This window comes from Halocynthiibacter sp. C4 (assembly GCF_028823805.1).
Classification (GTDB): Bacteria; Pseudomonadota; Alphaproteobacteria; order Rhodobacterales; family Rhodobacteraceae; genus Falsihalocynthiibacter; species Falsihalocynthiibacter halioticoli.
Map to the genome: position 1 here is coordinate 1,146,547 of NZ_JAPEIE010000001.1, position 22,143 is coordinate 1,168,689.

At 54.3% G+C, this 22,143-nt stretch carries 17 protein-coding genes, 1 tRNA gene and 2 pseudogenes; 8 read left to right on the top strand and 12 right to left on the bottom strand.

Annotation, left to right across the window (positions count from 1 at the left end):
- Window position 1 precedes the first annotated feature (1 nt).
- From OU789_RS05640 to OU789_RS05650, 3 genes are all read left to right on the top strand, one after another.
- The gene (locus OU789_RS05640; protein ID WP_274653991.1) at window positions 2-2,551 is read left to right on the top strand and encodes a DUF3772 domain-containing protein; all 2,550 of its coding nucleotides are present in this window, start codon (window positions 2-4) and stop codon (window positions 2,549-2,551) included.
- Window positions 2,548-3,270: an alanyl-tRNA editing protein gene (locus tag OU789_RS05645; protein ID WP_274653993.1), complete on the top strand. Its 723-nt coding sequence runs from the start codon at window positions 2,548-2,550 to the stop codon at window positions 3,268-3,270. The genes OU789_RS05640 and OU789_RS05645 overlap by 4 nt, the downstream gene beginning before the upstream one ends.
- Window positions 3,271-3,394: 124 nt before the next feature.
- Window positions 3,395-3,484: transfer RNA gene (locus OU789_RS05650), tRNA-Ser, on the top strand.
- Between the two features lie 342 nt (window positions 3,485-3,826).
- Here the strand turns inward: OU789_RS05650 and OU789_RS05655 are convergent.
- The 4 genes and pseudogenes from OU789_RS05655 to OU789_RS05665 all read right to left on the bottom strand — a co-directional run bounded on the left by OU789_RS05655 (window position 3,827) and on the right by OU789_RS05665 (window position 5,894).
- Window positions 3,827-4,114 carry a DUF1214 domain-containing protein gene (locus tag OU789_RS05655; RefSeq protein ID WP_274653995.1) on the bottom strand — a complete coding sequence of 96 codons (288 nt, stop codon included), beginning with the start codon at window positions 4,112-4,114 and terminating at the stop codon, window positions 3,827-3,829.
- On the bottom strand, window positions 4,111-4,824 hold the full coding sequence (locus OU789_RS05660) for a DUF1254 domain-containing protein (protein ID WP_274653997.1): 714 nt from the start codon (window positions 4,822-4,824) through the stop codon (window positions 4,111-4,113). The genes OU789_RS05655 and OU789_RS05660 overlap by 4 nt, the downstream gene beginning before the upstream one ends.
- A 17-nt stretch (window positions 4,825-4,841) precedes the next feature.
- A pseudogene (locus OU789_RS16970) lies at window positions 4,842-5,078 on the bottom strand (DUF1214 domain-containing protein); the annotation flags it as partial.
- Between the two features lie 12 nt (window positions 5,079-5,090).
- The gene (locus OU789_RS05665; protein WP_274653998.1) at window positions 5,091-5,894 is read right to left on the bottom strand and encodes a DUF1254 domain-containing protein; all 804 of its coding nucleotides are present in this window, start codon (window positions 5,892-5,894) and stop codon (window positions 5,091-5,093) included.
- Window positions 5,895-6,358: 464 nt separating this feature from the next.
- Here OU789_RS05665 and OU789_RS05670 point away from each other — a divergent pair, with 464 nt between their 5' ends.
- Window positions 6,359-6,946 (top strand): hypothetical protein, encoded by a 588-nt coding sequence (locus OU789_RS05670; protein ID WP_274654000.1) that lies wholly within the window; start codon window positions 6,359-6,361, stop codon window positions 6,944-6,946.
- Between the two features lie 730 nt (window positions 6,947-7,676).
- On the opposite strand, the pseudogene OU789_RS05675 reads toward OU789_RS05670, so the two are convergent.
- From OU789_RS05675 to OU789_RS05700, 6 genes and pseudogenes are all read right to left on the bottom strand, one after another.
- A pseudogene (locus tag OU789_RS05675) lies at window positions 7,677-8,858 on the bottom strand (DUF3987 domain-containing protein).
- Window positions 8,752-9,177 carry a DUF3987 domain-containing protein gene (locus OU789_RS05680; protein ID WP_274654002.1) on the bottom strand — a complete coding sequence of 142 codons (426 nt, stop codon included), beginning with the start codon at window positions 9,175-9,177 and terminating at the stop codon, window positions 8,752-8,754. Before OU789_RS05680 ends, OU789_RS05675 begins: the two are co-directional and overlap by 107 nt.
- On the bottom strand, window positions 9,174-10,067 hold the full coding sequence (locus OU789_RS05685) for a DUF7146 domain-containing protein (RefSeq protein ID WP_274654004.1): 894 nt from the start codon (window positions 10,065-10,067) through the stop codon (window positions 9,174-9,176). The genes OU789_RS05680 and OU789_RS05685 overlap by 4 nt, the downstream gene beginning before the upstream one ends.
- Window positions 10,068-10,368: 301 nt before the next feature.
- Window positions 10,369-10,563, bottom strand: a complete 195-nt coding sequence (locus tag OU789_RS05690; RefSeq protein ID WP_274654006.1) for a helix-turn-helix transcriptional regulator — start codon at window positions 10,561-10,563, stop codon at window positions 10,369-10,371.
- 319 nt (window positions 10,564-10,882) lie between these two features.
- Window positions 10,883-12,106 (bottom strand): tyrosine-type recombinase/integrase, encoded by a 1,224-nt coding sequence (locus tag OU789_RS05695; RefSeq protein ID WP_274654008.1) that lies wholly within the window; start codon window positions 12,104-12,106, stop codon window positions 10,883-10,885.
- Window positions 12,107-13,159: 1,053 nt separating this feature from the next.
- Window positions 13,160-13,948, bottom strand: coding sequence for a 3-ketoacyl-ACP reductase (locus OU789_RS05700; protein WP_274654010.1), 789 nt, complete (start codon window positions 13,946-13,948; stop codon window positions 13,160-13,162).
- Between the two features lie 186 nt (window positions 13,949-14,134).
- On the opposite strand from OU789_RS05700, the gene OU789_RS05705 reads away from it, so the two are divergent.
- Both OU789_RS05705 and OU789_RS05710 read left to right on the top strand, forming a co-directional pair.
- Complete coding sequence (locus OU789_RS05705) at window positions 14,135-15,376, top strand: AGE family epimerase/isomerase (RefSeq protein WP_274654012.1); 1,242 nt, start codon at window positions 14,135-14,137, stop codon at window positions 15,374-15,376.
- Window positions 15,377-15,810: 434 nt separating this feature from the next.
- Window positions 15,811-16,671 (top strand): urea carboxylase-associated family protein, encoded by an 861-nt coding sequence (locus OU789_RS05710; protein WP_274654014.1) that lies wholly within the window; start codon window positions 15,811-15,813, stop codon window positions 16,669-16,671.
- A gap of 5 nt (window positions 16,672-16,676) precedes the next feature.
- Here the strand turns inward: OU789_RS05710 and argE are convergent, their stop codons facing one another.
- A complete protein-coding gene (argE, locus tag OU789_RS05715) occupies window positions 16,677-17,831 on the bottom strand; it encodes an acetylornithine deacetylase (RefSeq protein WP_274654016.1) in 1,155 nt (384 codons plus the stop codon).
- Window positions 17,831-19,015, bottom strand: coding sequence for a M24 family metallopeptidase (locus tag OU789_RS05720; RefSeq protein WP_274654018.1), 1,185 nt, complete (start codon window positions 19,013-19,015; stop codon window positions 17,831-17,833). The genes argE and OU789_RS05720 overlap by 1 nt, the downstream gene beginning before the upstream one ends.
- 296 nt (window positions 19,016-19,311) lie before the next feature.
- On the opposite strand from OU789_RS05720, the gene OU789_RS05725 reads away from it, so the two are divergent.
- Both OU789_RS05725 and OU789_RS05730 read left to right on the top strand, forming a co-directional pair.
- Complete coding sequence (locus OU789_RS05725) at window positions 19,312-20,682, top strand: aspartate aminotransferase family protein (RefSeq protein WP_274654019.1); 1,371 nt, start codon at window positions 19,312-19,314, stop codon at window positions 20,680-20,682.
- Window positions 20,683-20,959: 277 nt separating this feature from the next.
- Complete coding sequence (locus OU789_RS05730) at window positions 20,960-22,060, top strand: ABC transporter ATP-binding protein (protein ID WP_263953408.1); 1,101 nt, start codon at window positions 20,960-20,962, stop codon at window positions 22,058-22,060.
- The last annotated feature ends 83 nt before the right edge of the window (window positions 22,061-22,143 follow it).

Consider the following 22,143-nt stretch of genomic DNA (forward strand, 5'->3'; position numbering starts at 1 on the left):
CATGCAGCGAGCCGGTTCGGAGCGTCACATCCAATCTCTTAACTGGCTTCGTTGGGGCGCAGCGCTCTTGTGTGCTGCGTTCATTTTGCTCTGGGCTGGTGCCGGTTTTGCGCAGGATGCAGAAGCGCCAGCCGAAGGAAATGAAGCCGAGGCCGCGAGCGAAGCATCTGGAGAAAGCAAAAGCATCCCTCTTGAGGGCGAGGCCAAGCAGGTTCGAAGCCTGCTTGCGATGGCTGATCTGGATTTGCTCGACGCAGAAGATATCGTCGGCACCGGTGTTTACAGAGATTGGCAGATAACAGCGCGGCAAGCCGAGGAAACCATAGGCAACCCTGAGTCTACTGATCAAGAGATTGAGGAACTCCGGAGCGAGGTTGCTCAGTGGCGCGAGGTGTTTCTCACTGGGCGCCCTGGCAACGAAGAGCGGTTGAGAACACTTGAGGCGCAACTCGCCGCCATCGCAAAGCCCACGCCGGAAACTCCTGAAGTCGATGTTGTTACCGAAAAACGCAAAGCGCTCGAAGAAGAGATCGCCCGTGTACGATTGCCACATCAAGCCGTCGACGAGGCATTAGCACAGGCCACGGGGCTTATTCGCGAGATTGATGCCTTGATGCGCGAGCGGCAAGTTGATGCGCTGTCTGAGATTGCTCCGTCGCCACTGCTGCCGACATATTGGGGCAGCGCGCTTGAATTACTCTATAATTTTGCTTTTGAGCGCGAGGATGTCGTCTCAAGCGATTTGGTCGAACGTCGACGTTATGATCACTTCAAAGAGAACTTTCATCTTATTATTTTGTATGGGGTTCTTGGGCTTGCGCTATTGTTCCGTGGTTCAAAGCTCGTGCGATCCTACATGCCGAAATCCGATGCCGATGTCGCATCGTCGCGCCACTGGCTTATCGTATTTGTTCTAAGCTTCCTTGCGTCGATGGCGCCGCTCGCGGGGCTTCTGCTGGTGTTCGAGGCCATATCGGAAACTGGATATGTGCGATTACGGGCTGCCGCATTGGTCGAGGGGCTGCAGTATCTTGCGATCTCTTTCTATGTGGCGCATTGGCTGGCGCATATGCTGTTTCCAAGCGCGGATGATCGCATCGGCGTTGCGGATCTTGTTAGCGACAGGCGCTTTGAGGCACGGCTGTATTTCGAACTTCTTGGCTTGATCTATGGTTTGTTTCTATTTGCGCGCGTGATTTTCCGATTTGAGATTCCGGAGATCGGCACACGCGCTGTCATTCTGTTCCCGCTGATCGTGGCAACTGGCTTGTTGGCGTATCGTTTCGCGCATGTCGTGGTTAAGGCAATCTCGCTAAATCGACTTGAAGACCAAGAGCAGCAAACCGCATTTCGCGACAAGATCCTGAAGTTTATCTGCCGTATCGTTATGGCGATTTCTATTGTCGGTCCGGTTCTGGCCGCCGCTGGATACTATACCGCATCGGTTGCGCTGGTGTTCCCGATGATCCCGTCGATTGGTTTGATCGCTGTTCTGACTTTGCTTTTCCGCGTGGTTAACGAAGTTTATGACGCTGTGTCGAAGCAATCAGGCGCTCATAACGACGCGCTGTTGCCGGTGATGTTCGCCTTTCTGGTTTGTCTCGCTTCCTTGCCTATCTTTGCTTTGATCTGGGGCGTGCGGGCTGCGCAGCTCTCTGAGCTTTGGACAACAATCCGCGAGGGCGTAACCATTGGCGGGCTGCAAATCTCGCCAGAGATATTTTTCTATTTCGCGCTGATTTTTGCGATCGGCTTTATGATCACGCGGCTGGTGCAAGGAGCGTTGCGCACCACAATCTTGCCGAAAACACGCCTCGATATCGGCGGACAGAACGCTCTGGTCGCGGGTGTTGGATATGTCGGGATTTTCCTTGCTGGCCTCGTTGCTGTTATGTCTGCGGGAATTGATCTGACGTCGCTCGCATTTGTAGCGGGTGCGCTCTCGCTTGGCATTGGCTTTGGCCTGCAAAACATCGTCTCAAACTTTGTATCAGGCATTATTCTTTTGGTGGAACGACCAATCTCAGAAGGGGACTGGATCGATGTCGGTGGGCAAATGGGGTATGTGCGCGACATTTCCGTGCGCTCCACTCGCATTGAAACCTTTGACCGCACCGATGTGATTATCCCAAATGGCGATCTTGTGTCTGGCGTCGTCACAAACTGGACCCGTGGTAACTCTGTTGGTCGGCTGGTCCTTCCTGTCGGAGCGGCTTATGGGTCTGATGCGGAGCGCGTGCAAGAAATCCTGCTCGAAGTGGCCAAGGGGCATCCCATGGTTCTTGCGGCACCAGAGCCATCCGCGCTCCTTGTACGGTTTGGCGCAGACAGCATAGATTTCGAAATTCGCGCAATCCTACGTGATGTGAACTGGAAGCTCTCGGTTGCCTCGGAGTTGAACCATGAAATTCTCAAGCGTTTTGCTGCTGAGGGCATCGAAATTCCATTCGCACAGCGTGACATATGGCTGCGCAACCCAGAGGCGCTACGCCCGACTTTAGAGTCAACTGCACAACCATCGCCAAAAACTCCATCAGAGGATTCTGCATGACGGAGATGCTATTTCGTTCCGACCCGTATCAGCGTGAAGCCAAGGGCAAGGTGCTCGGCCACACGGACGAGGGCGGCATCATTTTGGATCAAACCGTGTTTTACCCCACAGGTGGCGGGCAGCCCGGGGATTCCGGTGTGCTGACATGGAATAACGGGCAGTCGCTAGAGATCGCAACGACGATCAAAGGCGAGGGGGATCAGATTGTTTTGGTTCCCGCTGCGCCAAACCCTATGCCACCAATCGGCACCCATTTGGAACAAAAGCTCGACTGGGAGCGTCGATACCGCCACATGCGCATACATACGGCGCTGCATTTGCTTTCGGTGGTTATTCCATTGCCCGTAACGGGCGGGGCAGTTGGCGCTGAAAAGGGTCGGTTGGATTTCAACATGCCCGAACCTTTAGAGAACCGAGAGGCGTTGGAAGAGGGGATAAACGGGCTGATTGACCGCGACCTTCCCATTCGCGAAACGTGGATTACCGACGAAGAACTTGATGCCAGCCCCGGCCTCGTCAAAACACTCCGCGTGCAGCCGCCGCGCGGATCGGGTCGCATTCGCCTTGTGGCAATCGGGGAAGGCAAGGACATGATCGATTTGCAACCTTGCGGCGGAACCCATGTTGCCCGCACCAGTGAAATCGGGCGCGTTCACTTCGGCAAAGTCGAGAAAAAGGGTAAAACCAATCGTCGCGTAAATCTTCTACTGGAAGCCTAAAGGCCCGAAATTGTGCTCGTTTTCCTGTTCTAACAAGGTCAGAACAGCGCGGGCCAATTTTCCTTGTGAATCCCCAAGATTTTCCCTTGCAACCCTGAAGCTCCCGCACTAAAACCCGCGCTACGGACAGGTGGCCGAGTGGTCGAAGGCGCACGCCTGGAAAGTGTGTAGGCGGGAGACCGTCTCCAGGGTTCGAATCCCTGTCTGTCCGCCACTAATTCTTATAAGTTGTTGTTTTTTAGTGAAAAATACACTTTTTCTCCTCATCGTCCCCCAATTCATACCCCTTACCAAATTGTTTATTGATCATTAGGCGGAAACGATATTTGAATCGCAAACGGCACCAACTTGTCAGTGCGAGTTAGTTTGCTGATTGAACACAAATCATCTCTTTCGGCCCAGGGCGGACCTTCGTACTCTTTGACTCGAATGTCGGCTTTGAGCCCCATTTTGCAGGCACGAACGATTCGAATGCCGACTTGGCCGTCATTCGCTTCAGATGCATGCCTCGGTTCACAGGCGCGAGTTCAGAGACTTCTGGCACGGCCACAGGTGCCTATTGTGCCAAGACCTCAACCTCTGGGAAGTGCCAACTGCTGTCGAGGATCTCAGGTCCGGGCTCGTAGAGGCGCACCGCGTAATTCCAGCCCGGGGAAATGGGAATGCAGTTGATCCGGCCATCCTCGCAACCGCCGAAGTTTATCGTGATCGCCCCGTCCGCGTCCGGCTGTGCGGTAACATCGTTGTAACTGTTCACGCCCAGATCGTTGGCTTCGAGATAGCCTTCGGCGTTGTAGACCGTGATCGACCAGAACGCGCGGACGGGGACATCGCGTAGTGTCACGGCATGCGGTGTTTTACCGTCGTTTTCCGGGACGGCATCGATAAGATACACCGCCGCGCGGGCCGGCAACCCCATGCTGCAATCGCACCGATAAGGTAGTCTACGGGATCGACCTCGTCTTTGGTGCCGTAGGCACGCGTCGCGTCGAAGCCGAGCGTGGACAAATCGTTCAGCGCCTTTCGCGCCAATGTCAGTTGGTCGAGATTCCAGTCCGGTGCCTCGAAGGGTCCGGTGCCGCCGCCGGTGACCGATATGGCATCCTGCGCCGCATGGGCGGTCGCGATGTCCTCGGGGTCGGTTACATCTACGAAGGTTCGGAAGGCAACAATGGCAAATCGCATGCCGACATTTTCCTCGGTCAACTCATAGGTTCCAGGGGTTGCCTCGGACAGCATGTAATGGTCCTGGCTGATGACGAGCATCGACATGTAGCGCCCATCAATCTCAGGCAGGGTGATCTGCACCGGTTCCGACAAATCGAGAAGGGTACCGCTGTAGAGTGTGTCCTGGTTCATCCGGATCACAGGCTGGTTGTCCGTGGTCGTGGGCTCACGCAGATGCGTCATCTGACTGAAATCAGTGCCATATACGCGCATGTTCTCACGGATCATGTGATCGGTTTCCGCACGCACGAGGTTGGCGACAGTGACATCTGCGGCCCAGGTCCAACTGGGAAGCGCAAGCGCGACGGCCAAGAGCAGTTTTCTCATAATGATCTCCAACATGGTCAGTCAGCGGGTTGCGCCGTCGGAAAGGTCCAGCTTCCGTCGAGGATCGCAGGCCCCGGCCGGTACAGCCGCACGGTATAGTTCCAGCCTTGCGTGAGCGGCAAGCAGTTTACCCGCTCGTCTTCGCAACCGCCCAGATGTATCGTCGTGCTGCCATCCTCATTTCGGTCGCCCGTGACCGAATTGACGGTGTAAGCGTCCAGCGCGTTTTGTTCGAAGAAGCCGGCAGTGTTGTAGTGGCTGACCGATCAGAATGCGTCCACCGGAACATCGGCAGGAACGTCGATGCGGTATGTCCCTACTGGTAATTCTGGGTCCACGTTGACGTAGAACGCCTCGGCTTCGGGCAGCCCGCCCCAACCACCGGCGGTGCCGATGAGATGGCGCACGCCGTCGACCTCGTCCCTGGAGCCGAACATCCGCGAACTGTCCGGCGTGAAGGGGCCGAACGCCAGGATTGTGGCGACCAACGCCTCGTATGTATCCTCGTCATAGGCGGGCGGCAGGAAGGGTCGGGAAGATCCCGCCTCGAGCGTTATCGCATCCTGAATCGCATTAACTTCGGCCACGTCCCGGGGATCAGTTGCATCCGCCAGAATCCGAAGAAACACGATAACGAATTCGGTATCGAATTCTTCCATGTCGAGCGTGTAGGTACCACTGCCGGAAAAGACCTTGTTGATAAAATGGTCCTGGTTCACCACCATCGCCGTCATGTAACGGTCGCCGACATCTGGCAGGGTCAGCGTTGCACCCGCGCTGATATCTGCCACCACCGTGCTGTAAAGCGTATCACGGTTCATGCGTATAGTTGGCTGGTTGTCGATCGGGCTGGGTGCGCGGAAATGAAAGAACTGGTTCACTCCACCGGCCAGCGTCACGTATTTGGCCAACTCGATATCGGTCGCCGCGCGTACGAAATTGTCTATGGTGACGCGCACTTCGCGCGCCTCGAGTACATCCGTAAGCCCATCCGTGACGATCTCGGCCGTTGCCGCGGCGTTGAAAAATATCCCGCAAATACCTGTGGATATGATCCATCGCAAATCCATGATCGCAATCCCCCATATAGGTCATGACAGTACCGACACTCTAAGACGGCAATCTAATGAGGATCAAGCCATACGCACATGATTTGGATCAACGGCCGCACCCACCCTGCGCTTGCCCGTCAGGCGGGTAGGTTACCGGCTGGTCTTGCGAGCATTGCCGATCTTCTTGGCGTGTTGGAGCACTCTTAGTTTACGTTGGATGTCTCGTTCTTCGTTTGTCATGAAAACTTCCTTCACCCCAAAATGGGTAATTTACAGGAAGTGTCCCAAGAGTCCGTACATATCTACAGACGGGGCTTTTCCACCCGGTTAACGAGGCAGTGAAAGCAGTTAAGTCGGCAGGTAGGCGAAGGGAAAGCTATAAACTGGATTAACCTGAAAGTTCTCGCATCCCTAGAATGTTGTTGACAAATAAGTTCCAACAGAGCTTTAAACTTTTCAAAATATTAATAAGGGAAAACATAGTGTTAGACTACTTGAATACGTTTGCGTCGGCGCAAACAACTGCGATCAGTTTCGACCTATCAATTATTATCGTATTCCTCGCGAGTATCATATCTGCTTGGTTTGCTTGGAGCAAAAGTCAGGACCTAAAAAGGCGGGAACTCGAGCAACAAAAAAGAATCGCACTTGAAAACCATTTAGGAGTCATCCGAAAAGATTTGTTTGCACTTTTCGACGCCGAGTTTCCTCAAATTTACCGATCCATCTCCGAATATGAGTTGGAATTGGGTTTCGCGAGCGAGCTAAATCCTGAACAGCAAAAGCAGGTAATACAAGATCAAAACAAAAAACTTGTCTGGACGTTGGCCAATCTTCGCGATTTTAACAAACATATCTCACATCGTTTAAATGTGGCTAACAAATTCCGAGGTATGAAAGATGACGATCTGGAATCTTTCTTCACTCAATTCACTGAACTAGATTTGGAAATCTTGTCTTTGAACCAAAGAATTGGGAAGGATCGCGAGTACTGGACGGATACTAAAAAACTTTTAGAAAACGCCAATGAGAAGTACAATACCCTGATTGCAGAGGTCACTATTTTGTAGTGACCGCACCCTAAAGTCGGGTCACATCCTCGCTATTTAGCCGCTTAGGCAGAGGCAACCGTGTTATCAGGGCCGTTTTTCATGCCAACCATATTTTGTGCCTTGGCATGGTCAATGCTTATTCGCCGGAAGCGTCGGGGCCAGCAGGGTTTCAGTTGGCTGCGCAGTGTAGTATTGGCCTCTGCGGCGTGGAAGTGGTTTATCTCTACTGCTCCGAATAGTCTCTGATCTGCCCAATAACCGCATTATCTGGCACCCGAGACCTTCAGGTACGTTCCAAAAATCCCGTTTAAGACCTAAGCAGTTGTTGAAGGTTTTTGGCTCGAAGCTTCCGTTTGCTGCAAAGTGGCTGGGCGGCGGCGTTGGGCCGATTACGACGGCTATGCAGAGATCCTGGATGGTTTTAGTTCGGAAAACACAAGGCATCGGCCCGCAGGTCGCCTATGGCGCAAGGTCGTTGTTCACCCCATCGATACCAGCCTGCGAGACTAGAATGAGTTCGGGGTCGAGGACCGGGCAGAAGGCGTGGTGGCGTGCCTAACGGTTTGCCTGTCTTTTTGACGCCTGTTTTGCACCGCGTGGCAGACTTTAATGCACTGTGCAACGATAGGCCGCTTCCCGCCCAAATGCTTCCGACCCCTCCTGACACAACCGACAGAACCGACAAAACGCGCCGTTTGCGTTTGAACCCGCCGGTTCTGTCAGTTCTGTCGGTTGTGTCATAGGCTGTTTAGGCGCTTGGTTGATGCACCGCCGGATTGATCATGTAGAGTCGTGAGCGCCGCCCTCCTTTTGGACTTGAGGGTTGTTCCACCAATCGCAAAATATCGCCGTCCTCCAATGCCTTGAGGGCGGGATTTAGTTCACTCGCGGTTGCCAGTCCCGCGCGATCGAGGCGCAAGACCTCGCGCGAGGTGAACCGTTCCCACGTCTGATCGCGAATGAGCGCCACCAGACGACGTGCAGCGCGTTCCGTTTTGGAAAGCGAGCCGCAGGCATAGGCCCGCTCTGCCATTGGCAAAGCATAAGAGGTGACAAACAGTTCTGCGCGGGCAAAATCCTCAGTCTCGATTTCCTCCGGCTCCATGCCCTTGCCTGCGGCCCACCTTAGGTAAGCTAACACAAGCGCAAGGCGAATGGTCATACCGGGCAGTTTTCCTATGTAAGATAACATTAGGCCATCGGCATGACTTTCCCGCTCCCTTATGTAGCTACGTAACCTATCAAGCTTTGGGCAGGCACTCTCTGTGAAGGGAACCTTATAAGGGTACATAACGTCGCTTTCATCTGTCACCATGTTGAGCGAGAGCAGGCGCGTGATCGTGCGATCAATGAACGCGTCGTCCGGTGTGAACTCTGGTCGCTTGATCGGAACTGGATCAGGCTAAATCGGCATAAAGCGCGCAAGCAAACCATCATCGTCGGTGTTGATAAGCAAGGCGTTCAGGCGGTCCGGTTGGATACCTCCCAACACGCCAATGGAGAGCCGGTCGATATAGACCGGATCGCGCCCCATGCGCTCCACGGTGTAGGCCCGCCCGCCATAGGCTTCGAGCCAAAACGGGCGATCAGTCCCGCCGCCGGAATAGCGCGTCATACCTTGTAGCCATCCGGCCAATTCATCCCGTGCCGTAAGCGTGCCGCGCGCTTGCCGGTCCAGTATAACTGCCAGCCTCTCAACCGTGCCGTCAGCCACACAAAGGCGCGGCAAGAATGGCTCCGGTCCCGGATTGGCCATGTCAGGCCGATCAGGTGCTTCCGTCCCTTCCTTGATTGCGGCCTTCGTCGCTTCCTTCCACGTGCTTTCAGCAATTTCTGGCAATCTCTGCTGCCTCGCGCCATTCACCGACCTCTGCCTCCGCGCTCTTACGTAAGGTACGCTCTGCCTTACGTAACGGGGATAGCACTGCATCAAGGCCCGGAGATTTCCCACTTGAGGGCAAGCCAATCGCCATAAGCCAGAGGATTGGCGGCTCCGCCCAACCGGCCCACGGGGAGACCCATCGGGTATTCCCGATGAGTGATCCTGCCACCGCCAACAGGGCTGCGACGACATAATCAGGTGATGCAGATTTGGCCTCAGCCGCTATTCTAATCCAGCGCGCCCATTCAGGACCAAATACTTCATCAAGCGGCAAAGTGGGAGCCGGAAGCCGCTCATCCTGCAAATAGCGGGATGCAGGCTCCGGCCACTCCGGCGCAATGCGTTCTTCACGTGCAAACATAGTCATACCACTTGCGCCTTACCCAAAAGAACATCATTCCAATCAGAGCCCTGTGGAGCCGCCAATATCGAAACTTGCCATCCAAAACCGTGCGCACGGGTCGCCAAAGCCTCCGCTGCGGCGCGCCCGACATCATCACCATCTGGCGCGATGAGCAACACGCCCTGCTGCCTAGGTAGGTTTAAGGATTGCATACCGCCCGCACTCAACGCGGCCCAAACTTCAATTGGGCCATCAATCAAGCCAGAGAGAAGCGATAGGCCGGTTTCAATGCCCTCAGTTACCACAAGCCTCTTTGCCGGAAGTGATAACCGCACAGCGCCGCCCTTGGTTGCGCCAAGCATGGCCTTGCTCGGAGTGAGCGCGGCTTTTCCCTGTCCTTGTATGTCGAGGTAGGTCCGATGAACGGCAAAACCTCGATTCCGTGACCTCTGCGAATGGGTGACTTGGCCAATAAGCGCCGGAACACGCTTTGCCTTGGGATGCCAGCAGGTTGCCAGATAGCGAAGGCTTTTCGGCAAGACGCATGTGATCCCGCGCGCGCGCAAATATCGCTCTGCAAGCGTTCCTTGCACAGGGATCGCATAGTCCCAACTTGAGCGCGCAAACTCACTCCGGCGCTGATTGTGCAAACGCGCGGCTTGGCATCGTTGCCAAAGCCGCTTTGTGTCCACATGCGGCGCAAACTCACCAGCATATACACCGCGCTCTTTCAGCGCTGTTAAAACCGCCTCAAAGCTGCATCCGGCGTGACAGGTCAGCAACAACTGACCTGTGTGCCCGTTCGCAATGCTCAAGCTTGGTGTGCGATCCTCATGCGCCGGACAACAGGCGCTCCCTGAATGGGCGGACCATCGACCTCCCAAGGCACGGGTGACATATTCCGCGTCGATCATTACACCGCCCCCCGTTTAAACCTGCTGGGAAGCGTGTAGAGTTTCTCATGCTGAGAAGCTCCAGTTTGCTGGTGGAGCCGCATGAGCGCTTTTCGGGTGGTGCAGTAGCCCAAGGTGTCCCAAGCCGCTCCCCCAGCCGCAAATCGCCGCCTTCGTTTCTGGAACAACCATTGAATCCCGTCGCGACATACTGCTACGCGATAGCCACCGCGCCGGAACAATTCCCCTTGATAATATTCCGCCGTTTCACGGTAGTCGGTTTGCGGGGCAACGGTTGTGCTTTGCATCGTACAATCCAGCATCACACCACCTCACTTGTCCGGCTTTCAAGCCATGCCATGACATCTGACTGACGCCACCCCACCGCGCGCTTGCCAAGTTTGACCGGTTTCGGGAAGGTGCCTTCCGCGATCATGGCATAGATCGTAGATCGGGACAGACCGACCAGAGTTTCGACGTCAGGACGTCGGAAGATAATATTCTTCACGTTATTCATTTTCTTCCTCGAGTTTTTACGCCAATTCCTTTGACGCATGTTGCATTCAGCAGTATCGAGGGCGTCAGGGATTGCTCAAATTCCCGAAAGTCCCGCCGGTTCCGGTGTTAGCGCACCGGAGCCGACACGCGGCACCAACTGCCGATAAGCACCGCGTGAGGACGAAGAAGCACAGCGGAATCCATCTCGCAATGGCACCCAGAAGAGGTGACAAAACTATTTCTTTTCAGTATTTTATGGTGATATTTGGCGGACTAAGTAGCCAGTTCATCCAAAACTGCGTGAAAGTGGACGCAAAATCCAAGTCTTTGATTTTAAATCATTCTTTTTTGAAGAAATTTTCCCAATCCACCATCATTTTACGCCGCCGCTCCAAGGCGTCGGTTCTGCGGTAAGCCCGATGTACCTCTGATCCCACATCATGGGCCAGTGCCAGTTCCGCCAAAACATGATCATACCCTTGCTCGGCCGCCCAATCGCGAAAGGTTGACCGCAGCCCGTGCGGTACGGCAGGCGCGCCAGATTTGGCGTCAATATAGCCGCGCCCTCCATTGGCAAGGTCCGCTTTATGCATTTTGCGCATAACAGACGACAGCGCCATGTCAGAAAGCATCCCGCCCTGAGCCGCGAAGAACACATAGGGTGACCCCTCCATACGGGGCAAGTCTTCCAGCATGGCGATCAATGTTGGTGTGAGAGGCACCCGATGTTGACGCCGCGCCTTCATGCGCTCTGCGGGAATCGTCCAGTGACGCGCTTCAAGGTCAACTTCATCCCATGTCATACCGCGCACTTCACCGCTGCGCGAGACAGTCAGCGCAGCAAATCGCAACGCTGCAATCGAAGTGCCTTTCCGATTGGACAGATCGGCCCACCAGCGCCCCGTGTCCTTCTGCGCTAAGGCGGGTTGGTGTCGTACCGTTGCGACCTTGCTTGGCTTTGGCAAAACTTCCGAAAGGTTGCCTTGCCAACGGGCCGGATTGTCGCCTTCCCGTAGTTCATTCACCGTCGCCCAAGACAGAACCTTTTCAATGCGTCCACGTAACCGGCTAGCGGTTTCGGTTTTTGTGTCCCAGATCGGCTTTAAGACCCGCAGAACATCTGTCACTTGAATGTCCCGCACCGGCATCGAGCCAATAACCGGAACCGCATAAGTATCCAAGGTTGCGCGCCATTGCTTCTTGTGTTTCTCGTTCCGGAACTCCGTCAGCTTGGCTTCCAGATACTGCTCCATCACCGCTTCAAAATTGCTCACGCTCTGCGCTTTGCGTTTTGCGGCCAATGGATCGCCACCCAGCGTTGCCGTACGTTTGTTTTCAAAAGCCTGCTCGCGCGCCATTTTTAACGTCACGAGAGGGTAAGCACCCAAGCCAATCTCCCGCCGCTTGCCATTCACTGTCAGACGCTGCACCCAATATTTGCGTATATTCTTGTCGATCCGCAGAAATAGCCCTGTGCGGCCTTCATCGAAATACTTACCCTGCTGCTTGATGTTCTTCACAAACGCCGTCGTCAGGCGTGTTCCTGTGGTCATACTGCTCATTGCCTCCCTGCAAACTGTCCACCATTTTATCCCCCATTTACTGGCGGATTCAGCTGGAACTCGCAAGACCTTAAAGAACGTAACAAAGGTATTTATTGTTTATTTTTAAAACTATACGGGAAATCTCAGAACCTTACCGGAATAAGGTATGGCGGCCTGTCTGTCCGCCACCTTTCTTTCTTCCACAATGCCTTTTATCTAAAAAAACCAAAGCCATATCCGAATTCGATCGGCGTTATTACCCTATGGGCTTGATTTGCTACCCAGGCAGCACCGCATTGAGGCAACGGTGAGTGGCATATGGACAATCTGGTTAGGCGTGGAACGACATGGTATTTGAAGCGACGGGTTCCTGTTCAATTTGCCCAGCTTGAACCACGCAAGATTAACTAGATTAGCCTCAAAACAGTTTCTCAATCCCTTGCCTGCATTAGAGCGAACACGACTTGGGCCGAACAGGTTGCGCTGTGGGAGGCAAAGCTGCTTGGACGCGATGGTTCCGAAGTGGAAAAATATCGCGCCGCCCAGAAGATCGCTTCTGCGCACGGCTTTACGTTTCAACATCTCTCGGAACTGCAAACCGCACCGCTGGAGGATATTCTTGAGCGCGTTGAAGCAGTGGCGACCTCAGATAGGACGCTGGACGCACAGCTTGTACCCAGTCACTTGGGCAAGCCACGGCTCCGTCTCTTAAGCTCTCCGCTTTGGTGGATCACGTTCAGGGCCTCACCGCGCATGACAATAGCTTCTAAAGTCCGGAGCAAATGCGTCTCTGGCTAAATCCTCGCAAACGGGCTGTTGGTAATCTAATCAAGGCTCTGGGAAAAGATTGCGATGTTATTGCTGTGAGTCCCCGCATGATATTCGTATTTGTCCAGCCAGATTATCGAGCATCGGATAGGTCGCCGGATCCGTATGAGCTGCTAATGCGAGTCGTTGGAAGAGGGGGCTATCGCTTGTTAGGTAAACGCCAGAGGTCGAATTGTTTGTAAGGTTTCCACCAGCTCAACGAACTTTGGCCTTTCTTAGAAGTGACCTAGAGAAAACTTTTTCTCACAGCCGTTGGAGCGTAAGGCCACCATCTGGGCGAAGTGTTTGCCCAACGCAATAGGGTAGCTCACCGTTTGAAGCGGCGGCAACAATTTTGCCCACTTCCTCTGGCTGACCGAACCTCGGCATAAGTGTAATCTCGCGTTCGTCGATAAGCTTCTTGTAGGCCTCAAGGACAGGACGCGACAGGTCGGTTTCAATTATACCTGGTTGGATATCAAATACTTGAATTCCTTCTGGGGCCAAGCGTTGAGCGTATGTTTTTGCAACCATTCCGGCGGCGGCTTCGGAAACGCAATATTCGGCCTTGTCGATTGATGAAGCAAAAGCACTGACTGAAGATACGATACTGATGAAGTAGGCAACCTCAGGGCTCCGTTCGCGTCTTAGTAGGTGGTTTGCAAACGTCTGCGTTAAGAAGAATACAGCCTTCGCGTTTTTGTCCATAACATGGTCCCAGCTATCGGCCTCGACTTCAAGGATGTCTGCTTTGCGCAAGGGGCCAACACCCGCGTTGTTAACAAGCGTTGTGAGCTTTGCTCCAAGTCGTTCTTCGGCGCTATTGATAAGCGACCGATGTTGCTCGGGATCGGTGACATCCGCTGCAACGGGAACGGCCTTGATCCCTTTTGCTTGTAAGTCATCTATAGTTTGACTCATCGCGTCAGACTCGCTTCGGCCATTGACGGCGATATCAAAGCCCTTGTCCGCAAGACTGTTGCCTGCGGAAATCGCGTTTACATGAGCCTGCAGCAAACGTGTCTCTTTTGAAACCCAAAGTTGATGTGCCACAGCAACTCGCCAAAGAGAAAAATCGGAGAAAGTTGGTTCGCTTGCTTTGTGAAATGCGGTAGAGGGCATAGTTAGCGCGAACAATCAGGTTTGCAACGCAGTCTCTTGGCTTAAGTCAACGCTGCGGTGAATTTGCTGTTCGCAGCAAGTTTGAATGAAATGAAAATCAATAATGGCGTGTACCAAATGGCGAACAAACAATCTACTCAAGCGATAATCGGAGATCCACAGTGGGACGGTCTTTGGATCAACGACCCAATGCACCAAAAGTTTCTAAAGGGCGACGTTCAGGCGCAGCTCGACTTTTTCCGACCTATGCTGCGCAGCGATGGTGGATTTGACGTGCCCGATTTTGACGGTGCACCGTTGCCTGACGGGCCGCAAGAAATTCACACAACAGCGCGCATGGTGCATTCCTTCGCGCTTGCCAAACAATTTGGATTTGGCGGGTGTGATGACGTTATTGATGCGGGGATGGCATTTCTGTGGAACCAGCAACGGGACTCGGTTCATGGCGGATACTTTTCATCAGTAAACCGCGATGGCACGGCGGCAAGTGACGTTAAGCTCGCTTATGGGCATGTCTTTGTATTGCTCGCGGCCTCGACTGCAAAAGATGCAGGGCATGGTGATGCGGATCGTTTGCTTGCCGATGTGACCGAAGTTTTGCAAACACGCTATTGGGAAGAGGCACATGGCCGGTTTGCGGATGAATTCCGTGCAGACTGGACGCCATTCTCCGCCTATCGCGGGTTAAACGCCAATATGCACGCTGTCGAAGCGCATTTGGCTGCATACGAAGCGACAGATGACACTGCATACCTCGAACGCGCTGGTCGAATTCTCTCGTTCTTCTTTGATGAACTGGCCCCTGCGTATAACTGGCGTTTGCCGGAGCATTTTGACGAGAACTGGAAGGTTGATGCCGATTACGAAGGCGACCCGATGTTCCGCCCTGCGGGAAGCACGCCTGGGCACAGCATGGAGCTTGGTCGTATGCTCTTGCAGTATTGGGATTTGAAAGGTCGAAGCGATGAGAGCCTGCCCGCCAAGGCACGGCGGGTGATTGAAACGGCCTATACAGATGCGGCACGGCCCGACGGCGGGTTGGTCTATACCTTGCGCGATGGCGAAGTATCGGTCCCTGATCGGTACTGGTGGCCTGTGACAGAGGCAATCGGCGCTTTTGCTGCTCTTCAAAAGGTCGATCCGCAAGACAAGGATGAGGAGCGCTATCGAGCGCTTTGGGCATTTGCAGACAGCTACTTGATAGACCACGAGAAGGGCGGCTGGTTCCCCGAGCTGGACGACGCCGGGCAAGCCGTTTCAAAGCAATTCTTGGGGAAGCCAGATATTTACCACGCCATCCAAGCGGGACTTTTCCCGCCTGTTCCCGCGCTCTCACGCCTGTCTGCTAAGGCAGGCTAACCGCCTAAGGGTATAATCAACTTCGAAGGTGTAAGGACTTTACGCTTATCTGTTTCAGAAAATGATCGTGATTGGCGAGATAAACCTTGTTTACACCAATTACGATCGTTTTGTCGGAGGCGGCGCGGTTTCAGGAAATGAATAGCTGGTACTTGATAAGGCCGAAGATACCTTTTGTTCAACGTCGCGAGATGGGGGCACGGTGTTCCAGGAACTTCAACACGATAAATCTCTTGGAAGACGCAATCACGGCGGATAGGTAGTTAAGAGTTCTCTCCTTACGCGAACGACAACGAAGATAGGGCAGGCAATGGCGTGAAATCGTCAGTTCGCTGACCAAGATCACATTGCCCGCTTCCAGTTGTTCGCTTGATGTGTAGTAGAGAGTTTCTTCGGGAGCCGAAAGTTTTTCGCGATAAACGGAGTTCTGAGACTTGAAAACGCATTCAATTCATCCTGCACCTGCGGATGCGGAAAATCGGCGCGCTGTTCAGCCCGTCATATGTTATCCGACCGAAAATCTGGAAGCGCCTGACCTAGATCAGATTTCCGAACTTCGGGCAGGGGCAACCAAAGTTGCGGAATGCCTTGTTGATCCTCGCGATGCGGGATGCATAGACGTCCCAGCTGGCGCGTTCTTTCGGATTGTGTCTGTTGAGGGGCCACAGGTTGGGGATCTCAATATCTGGAACACCAAAGACCTGAACGAGAGATTTTATTCCGGCAAAACACGTGCGCTGCATGGCACGCATCTTTCGACCGGAGATCGGATGTGGTCGAGTTTTCCGTTCTTACGGCCAATGGCGACGATCGTGGATGATACGCTTGATTGGTATGGGTTTGATGCGTACGGCGGCTCTGTTCATGATGTAATCGGGACGCGCTGTGATCCCTACACGGGGCGTTTGCTTGGTGGGGGGGATTATCATTACTGCTGTCATTCTAACCTCACCCGCGCCTTGGCACAGCATAGTGGGCTTGACCTACAGGTTGCAGAGGGGCTGGTGCATGATGTTTTGAATGTTTTCATGTGCACCGGATTTACGCGGGATACGGGCCAGTACTTCATGAAAGCTAGCCCAGTACGTCCGGGAGACTATCTCGAGTTTTTTGCGGAGATTGACCTTACCGTCGGGCTTTCCGCCTGTCCGGGGGGTGATTGCTCTGCATCCCACTCTTCTGACGTGGCGAAATGCTATCCATTGCTCATTGAAGTATGGGACCCGGGCGAAGAGGCGCGTGCCGCACATGTAATGCCTGCGGTTTCCGCGTATGACCGTAGTCACGGGGCCTAGGCCTTTTATGCGGTTAGTTTTATGCCCAAACGCGCGAGCATGTCACAACACTTGTTGAGCTGCTCCACCGTAATGAACTCGTCGGGTTTGTGCGCCTGCTCAATAGAGCCAGGGCCGCAGACTACAACGTTCATGCCAAGCTCTTGAAACAAACCTGCTTCCGTTCCGAACGAGACAACATCGGCGCTGTTTGATCCTGTGAGTTCTGCCACGAGATCGCGCGCGGCGTTATCGTGCATGGGGTCAAGGCCCGTGACTTCGCCGATGGTTTCGGTTGTGATCTCTGCGTGGTTGCAAACCGCATGCATGTCCGGAAGAAGGGTGTGGCGCACATAGGCGGCGAGCGCTTGCTTCACAAACTCCGCATCAGCCTTTTGCACAGGGCGCATTTCCCAATCTACCTCTGCCTTACCTGCGATCACGTTATGAGCCACCCCGCCGGCAATGCGTCCGATGTTGATGGTGGTCCACGGCGGATCAAAGCGGCTGTTCTGTGGCGCGCGAGGTTTGAGTTGTTCGCGCAGCTCCATCAAGCGGCTTACATAGCGCGCGGCGTATTCAGCGGCGTTCACACCCGCGTCGGGTAGGGAGCCATGCCCCTCAAGCCCGCTAAAGTGCGTGGTGTATTCACAGCAGCCTTTATGCCCCTCGATGATGCGCATTTCTGTTGGCTCGCCGATAATTGCAATGTCTGGCAGTATATTGCGCTGGGCCAGTTCGCCCACAAGGTGGCGTGCCCCAAGACATCCGACTTCCTCGTCATAGGTAAAGGCAAAATGCAACGGGCGGATCAGGCGGGCAGGGTCGATTTGCCCAGCGAAGGCGACGGCGGCCGCGATGAACCCCTTCATGTCGCAGGTGCCGCGACCATAAAGTCTGCCATCTCGCTCTGTCATCTCAAATGGATCGCTGCTCCAATCCTGATCCAGAACAGGCACGACATCGCTATGCCCTGAAAGAAGTATGCCGCCAGGGCCGTCAGGGCCAAGCGTAGCAAAGAGGTTGGCTTTACTGCCTGTATCGTCTCCCGAGAGAAAACAGCGCGCACCGGCGGCTTCAAGCTGTCCGGCAAGGTGCCCGATCATCTGGAGATTGCTCTCTGAGGAAACGGTTGGGTATGCGATCAGGTCGCGCAGGATATCAATGGTTTGGTCACGCATCAGGGTTTAACAAACAGTTTTTGCGGGCGGTCACAGAAACACTCGGCTGGGCCTTCAGGTTTGATCAGGATGGACTCGGTGATTTCAAGGCCCCAATCGTCCATCCATAGGCCGGGCATGAAGTGGAATGTCATCCCAGGCTCCAAAATTGTATCGTCGTTGTCACGCAAGGAAATAGTGCGCTCGCCCCAATCTGGCGGATAGGAAAGACCGATTGGATAGCCACAGCGCGCGCCGCGTTTGATACCCGCGCGCTCAAGCGGTCCTGCGAGCGCATGTGCGATGTCCTTGGCTCGGTTTCCAGCGCGGGCAGCGTCAAGTCCAGCTTGCAAGCCCTCCACAAGTGCAGCTTCGGCCCGTTTTACGTGATCAGGCGGCGTCCCAAGGAAAACAGAGCGACAGAACGGTGCGTGGTATCTGCGATAACAGCCCGAAATCTCAAGATAGGTGCATTCTCCGGATTTGAGCGGTTTGCCGTCCCACGTGAGATGCGGGGCAGAGGCGTCCGCTCCAGAAGGCAGCAGCGGCACGATGGCAGCATAATCGCCCCAGATTTCTCCTGTGCTGCTGATCGCGTCGCGATAGATTTCGGCAACGAGGTCATTCTTTCTTAGGCCCGGTTCAATGCGTTCGACCAACCCGTCGATAATCCTTTCGGAAATGCGCGCAGCATTGCGCATCATGACGATTTCTTCGTCTGATTTCACCGCGCGTTGCCAGTTCACGAGGGCAGTGGCATCGATCAGCGTTGCCTCGGGGAGGCTCTCGACCAAAGTAAGGTGCGCTTTTGCCGAATAGTAATAGTTCTCGAGTTCGACGCCGATCCGCCCATCGCTATACCCCAACTCCTGAAATAGGGCGGCGAGGTCTTGCATGGGGTGACGGGTTGTGGATTGCACGTAAGTATCGTCATAGCCGTGCACGCGGGCGTCATCCATCCAGACTGTACGTAGGGCACCTTTGGCGTCCATATTCCGCCCCCACCAGATCGGGTCCTGATCGTGAAAGATCAACACGCCCTGATGCACATAGAACGACCAACCTTCATAACCGGTGATCCAGCCCATGTTTGAAGGGTCCTGCACATAGAGCGCATCAAGCCCGGCTTTGGCCATCGCAGCGCGTGTCTTGGCAAGGCGGCGCGCATATTCCGCTTGCGTGAATGCCGGATTTGCATGGGCCATGGCGGGCGTCCTCTATTCGGTTGTCATGAAGCGTAGCGGTACCAGATACCGCCGACGTTCGCGGATTTGAGCATGCAAAATTGCACATGGCAATAGCCTTGCGGCGCCGCAACGAAATTAACCTGTCCATTTAAACTGTGGCCATGACAGGTTTTTTTGACTATGTATTGCCTGTCTCCGCAAGAAAGGCATTGCGCGCTGCTGCGGAGAACGGAGCCATGTTGCCCGATTTGTGCGCATCCCCTGGCTTTGTGAAGATCAATACACCACAGGCAAGTACCGCCAGAGGATATGCAATGCTGAAAAATGACACGCTGGATTCATGGGACCGCGATAACTTCTTCCACCCTTCAACCCACCTCGCGCAACACGCGCGTGGCGAAAGCCCGAGCCGGATAATAACCACAGGGTCAGGCTGCCATATTGAAGATCGCAATGGCACACGGCTTCTGGATGCGTTTGCGGGGCTTTATTGTGTCAACGTGGGGTATGGGCGGCGCGAGATCTCCGATGCGATCGCGGCCCAAGCCCAAGAGCTTGCCTATTACCATTCCTATGCAGGACATGGGACAGAGGCGTCAATTACGCTTGCTAAAATGGTTCTGGACCGTGCGCCTGATCATATGTCGAAAGTGTATTTCGGGCTCTCTGGCTCCGACGCCAACGAGACAAATATCAAGCTCGTTTGGTACTATAACAACATTCTTGGTCGCCCCGAGAAAAAGAAGATCATCAGTCGCTGGCGCGGATATCATGGCTCCGGCCTGATGACCGGATCGCTCACAGGGCTGGAGTTGTTCCACAAGAAATTCGACCTGCCATTGGCGCAGGTCATCCATACTGAAGCGCCATATTTCTATCGCCGCGAAGATACGAGCATGTCCGAAGCGGAATTCGTTGCCGATTGCGCCGCCAAGTTGGAAGCACAAATTCTGGACGAGGGCCCAGAGACAATCGCGGCCTTCATTGGCGAGCCGGTCCTGGGCACAGGCGGGATTGTTCCGCCACCGGAAGGGTATTGGGACGCTATTCAAGCAGTGTTGGCCAAATACGACATCCTTTTGATCGCTGATGAGGTCGTCACGGGCTTCGGGCGGCTTGGATCGATGTTTGGTTCCGATCATTACGGCATGCGGCCAGATATCATTACGATCGCCAAGGGCCTTACCTCGGCCTATGCGCCGCTCTCTGGCTCCATCATCAGCGACAAGGTCTGGAAAGTTCTGGAGCAGGGGACAGACGAAAACGGCCCGATTGGCCACGGCTGGACCTATTCCGCGCATCCGATTGGTGCGGCGGCAGGCGTTGCAAACCTTAAGTTGATTGATGAGCTTGGGTTGGTCGAGAACGCGGGCAAAACCGGTGCATATTTCAATGCCGCTATGCGGGAGGCCGTGGGTGACATGGCTCATGTTGGCGAAGTGCGGGGCGAGGGGATGCTTTGTGCGGTCGAGATGGTCAAAGATCGCGAGAAGCGACAGTTCTTTGATGCGGGCGAAAAGGTCGGGCCATCAATCGCTGCTGCACTTCTGGCAGAGGGGGTAATTGCCCGCGCAATGCCGCAGGGAGACATCCTTGGTTTCGCACCACCGCTATGCCTGAGCCAGTCCGAATCAGACGAGATTGCGGCTAAAACAGCCTCTGCTATTCGGAGTGTATTAGGGTGAATAATGATGCCGGAAAGCGCCAAAAAATCGCAGTTACTGCAGTATTTTCAGTGATGGAAACTGCGGGAGTGACGAATCGGTTTTTGGCGGCTTCCGGCGAATCTGTTGGAATCAGGTCACGGTATAAGTTGTCGTTTTTGAACGATAAAACGGCGCAATTGGGGAGTGATCCAAGAACTTCCTAGAATCCGGTTGCGTTGCCGCAGGTGCATGCGTTCTAATGGATTTCAACAAAACGGCCCAACAAAAGTGGCTGAAAAGAAAACAGGGGGGCCTTGTGGCCAAATTGTCAAACGACGCCGCGTTCGTAGAGTTCAAACGCGTGCAAAAATCATACGATGGCGAAAATTTGGTTGTGAAGGATCTGAACCTTTCGATGCCGAAAGGTGAATTCCTGACGATGCTTGGACCTTCGGGTTCGGGCAAGACAACCTGCTTGATGATGCTCGCCGGATTTGAAACCGCAACCCATGGCGATATCCTGTTGGATGGTCAGTCGATCAACAACATCCCGCCACACAAACGCGGCATTGGCATGGTGTTTCAGAACTATGCGCTGTTCCCGCATATGACGGTTGCAGAAAACCTCGCGTTCCCGCTTGAAGTTCGCAAAATTGGGAAATCCGAGCGCGAGAAAAAAGTTATGCGTGCGCTTGATATGGTGCAGATGGGTGAGTTTGGCGGTCGTCGTCCAGCTCAGCTTTCTGGCGGTCAGCAGCAGCGGATCGCTTTGGCGCGGGCGCTGGTATTTGAGCCGGAGTTGGTTTTGATGGACGAACCGCTCGGCGCGCTCGATAAACAGCTGCGTGAACACATGCAGTTCGAAATTACCCGTCTGGCACATGAGCTCGGCATTACTACAGTTTACGTGACACACGACCAGACAGAGGCGCTGACCATGTCGGATCGCGTTGCCGTATTCGACGATGGCCGTATTCAGCAACTCGCGCCGCCGGATGAACTTTATGAAGCGCCCGGTAACAGCTTCGTTGCGCAATTTATTGGTGAAAACAATACGCTAGAAGGCGTTGTTACCAAAATCTCCGGTAACCATTGCGTTGTGACCTTGGATAATGGCGAAGAGATCGACGCCATGCCCGTTAACGTGACCCATGCCGGCGAACGAACCAAAGTGTCTATCCGTCCGGAGCGCGTTGAATTTAACAAAGAGCGTTTGCACGAAGATGCGCATACGCTGAAGGCCGAAGTTAAGGAGTTCATCTATATGGGTGACATTTTCCGCTTCCGCCTAAGCGTGGCAGGAAACGATGATTTCATCGTCAAAACGCGGAACGCCCCTGACGCCGTGAAACTCAAACCCGGCGAGATAATCAATATCGGCTGGTTGGCCGAGGATTGTCGGGCGCTCGACGCTTAATTACTTTGCCTGCGTCGCTTTGCGGCGCGGATGAACGCGATGGCTGGGATCGATCCGCCCCTGGCTATCGAACATGAACAAGG

Bases quoted from the DNA above. Each gene is read 5' to 3' on its own strand.
- OU789_RS05640 (WP_274653991.1), top strand. From the start codon at position 2: ATGCAGCGAGCCGGTTCGGAGCGTCACATCCAATCTCTTAACTGGCTT.
- OU789_RS05645 (WP_274653993.1), top strand. From the start codon at position 2,548: ATGACGGAGATGCTATTTCGTTCCGACCCGTATCAGCGTGAAGCCAAG.
- OU789_RS05660 (WP_274653997.1), bottom strand. From the start codon at position 4,824: ATGAGAAAACTGCTCTTGGCCGTCGCGCTTGCGCTTCCCAGTTGGACC.
- OU789_RS05665 (WP_274653998.1), bottom strand. From the start codon at position 5,894: ATGGATTTGCGATGGATCATATCCACAGGTATTTGCGGGATATTTTTC.
- OU789_RS05680 (WP_274654002.1), bottom strand. From the start codon at position 9,177: ATGACTATGTTTGCACGTGAAGAACGCATTGCGCCGGAGTGGCCGGAG.
- OU789_RS05685 (WP_274654004.1), bottom strand. From the start codon at position 10,067: ATGATCGACGCGGAATATGTCACCCGTGCCTTGGGAGGTCGATGGTCC.
- OU789_RS05690 (WP_274654006.1), bottom strand. From the start codon at position 10,563: ATGAATAACGTGAAGAATATTATCTTCCGACGTCCTGACGTCGAAACT.
- OU789_RS05695 (WP_274654008.1), bottom strand. From the start codon at position 12,106: ATGAGCAGTATGACCACAGGAACACGCCTGACGACGGCGTTTGTGAAG.
- OU789_RS05705 (WP_274654012.1), top strand. From the start codon at position 14,135: ATGGCGAACAAACAATCTACTCAAGCGATAATCGGAGATCCACAGTGG.
- argE (WP_274654016.1), bottom strand. From the start codon at position 17,831: ATGCGTGACCAAACCATTGATATCCTGCGCGACCTGATCGCATACCCA.
- OU789_RS05720 (WP_274654018.1), bottom strand. From the start codon at position 19,015: ATGGCCCATGCAAATCCGGCATTCACGCAAGCGGAATATGCGCGCCGC.
- OU789_RS05725 (WP_274654019.1), top strand. From the start codon at position 19,312: ATGCTGAAAAATGACACGCTGGATTCATGGGACCGCGATAACTTCTTC.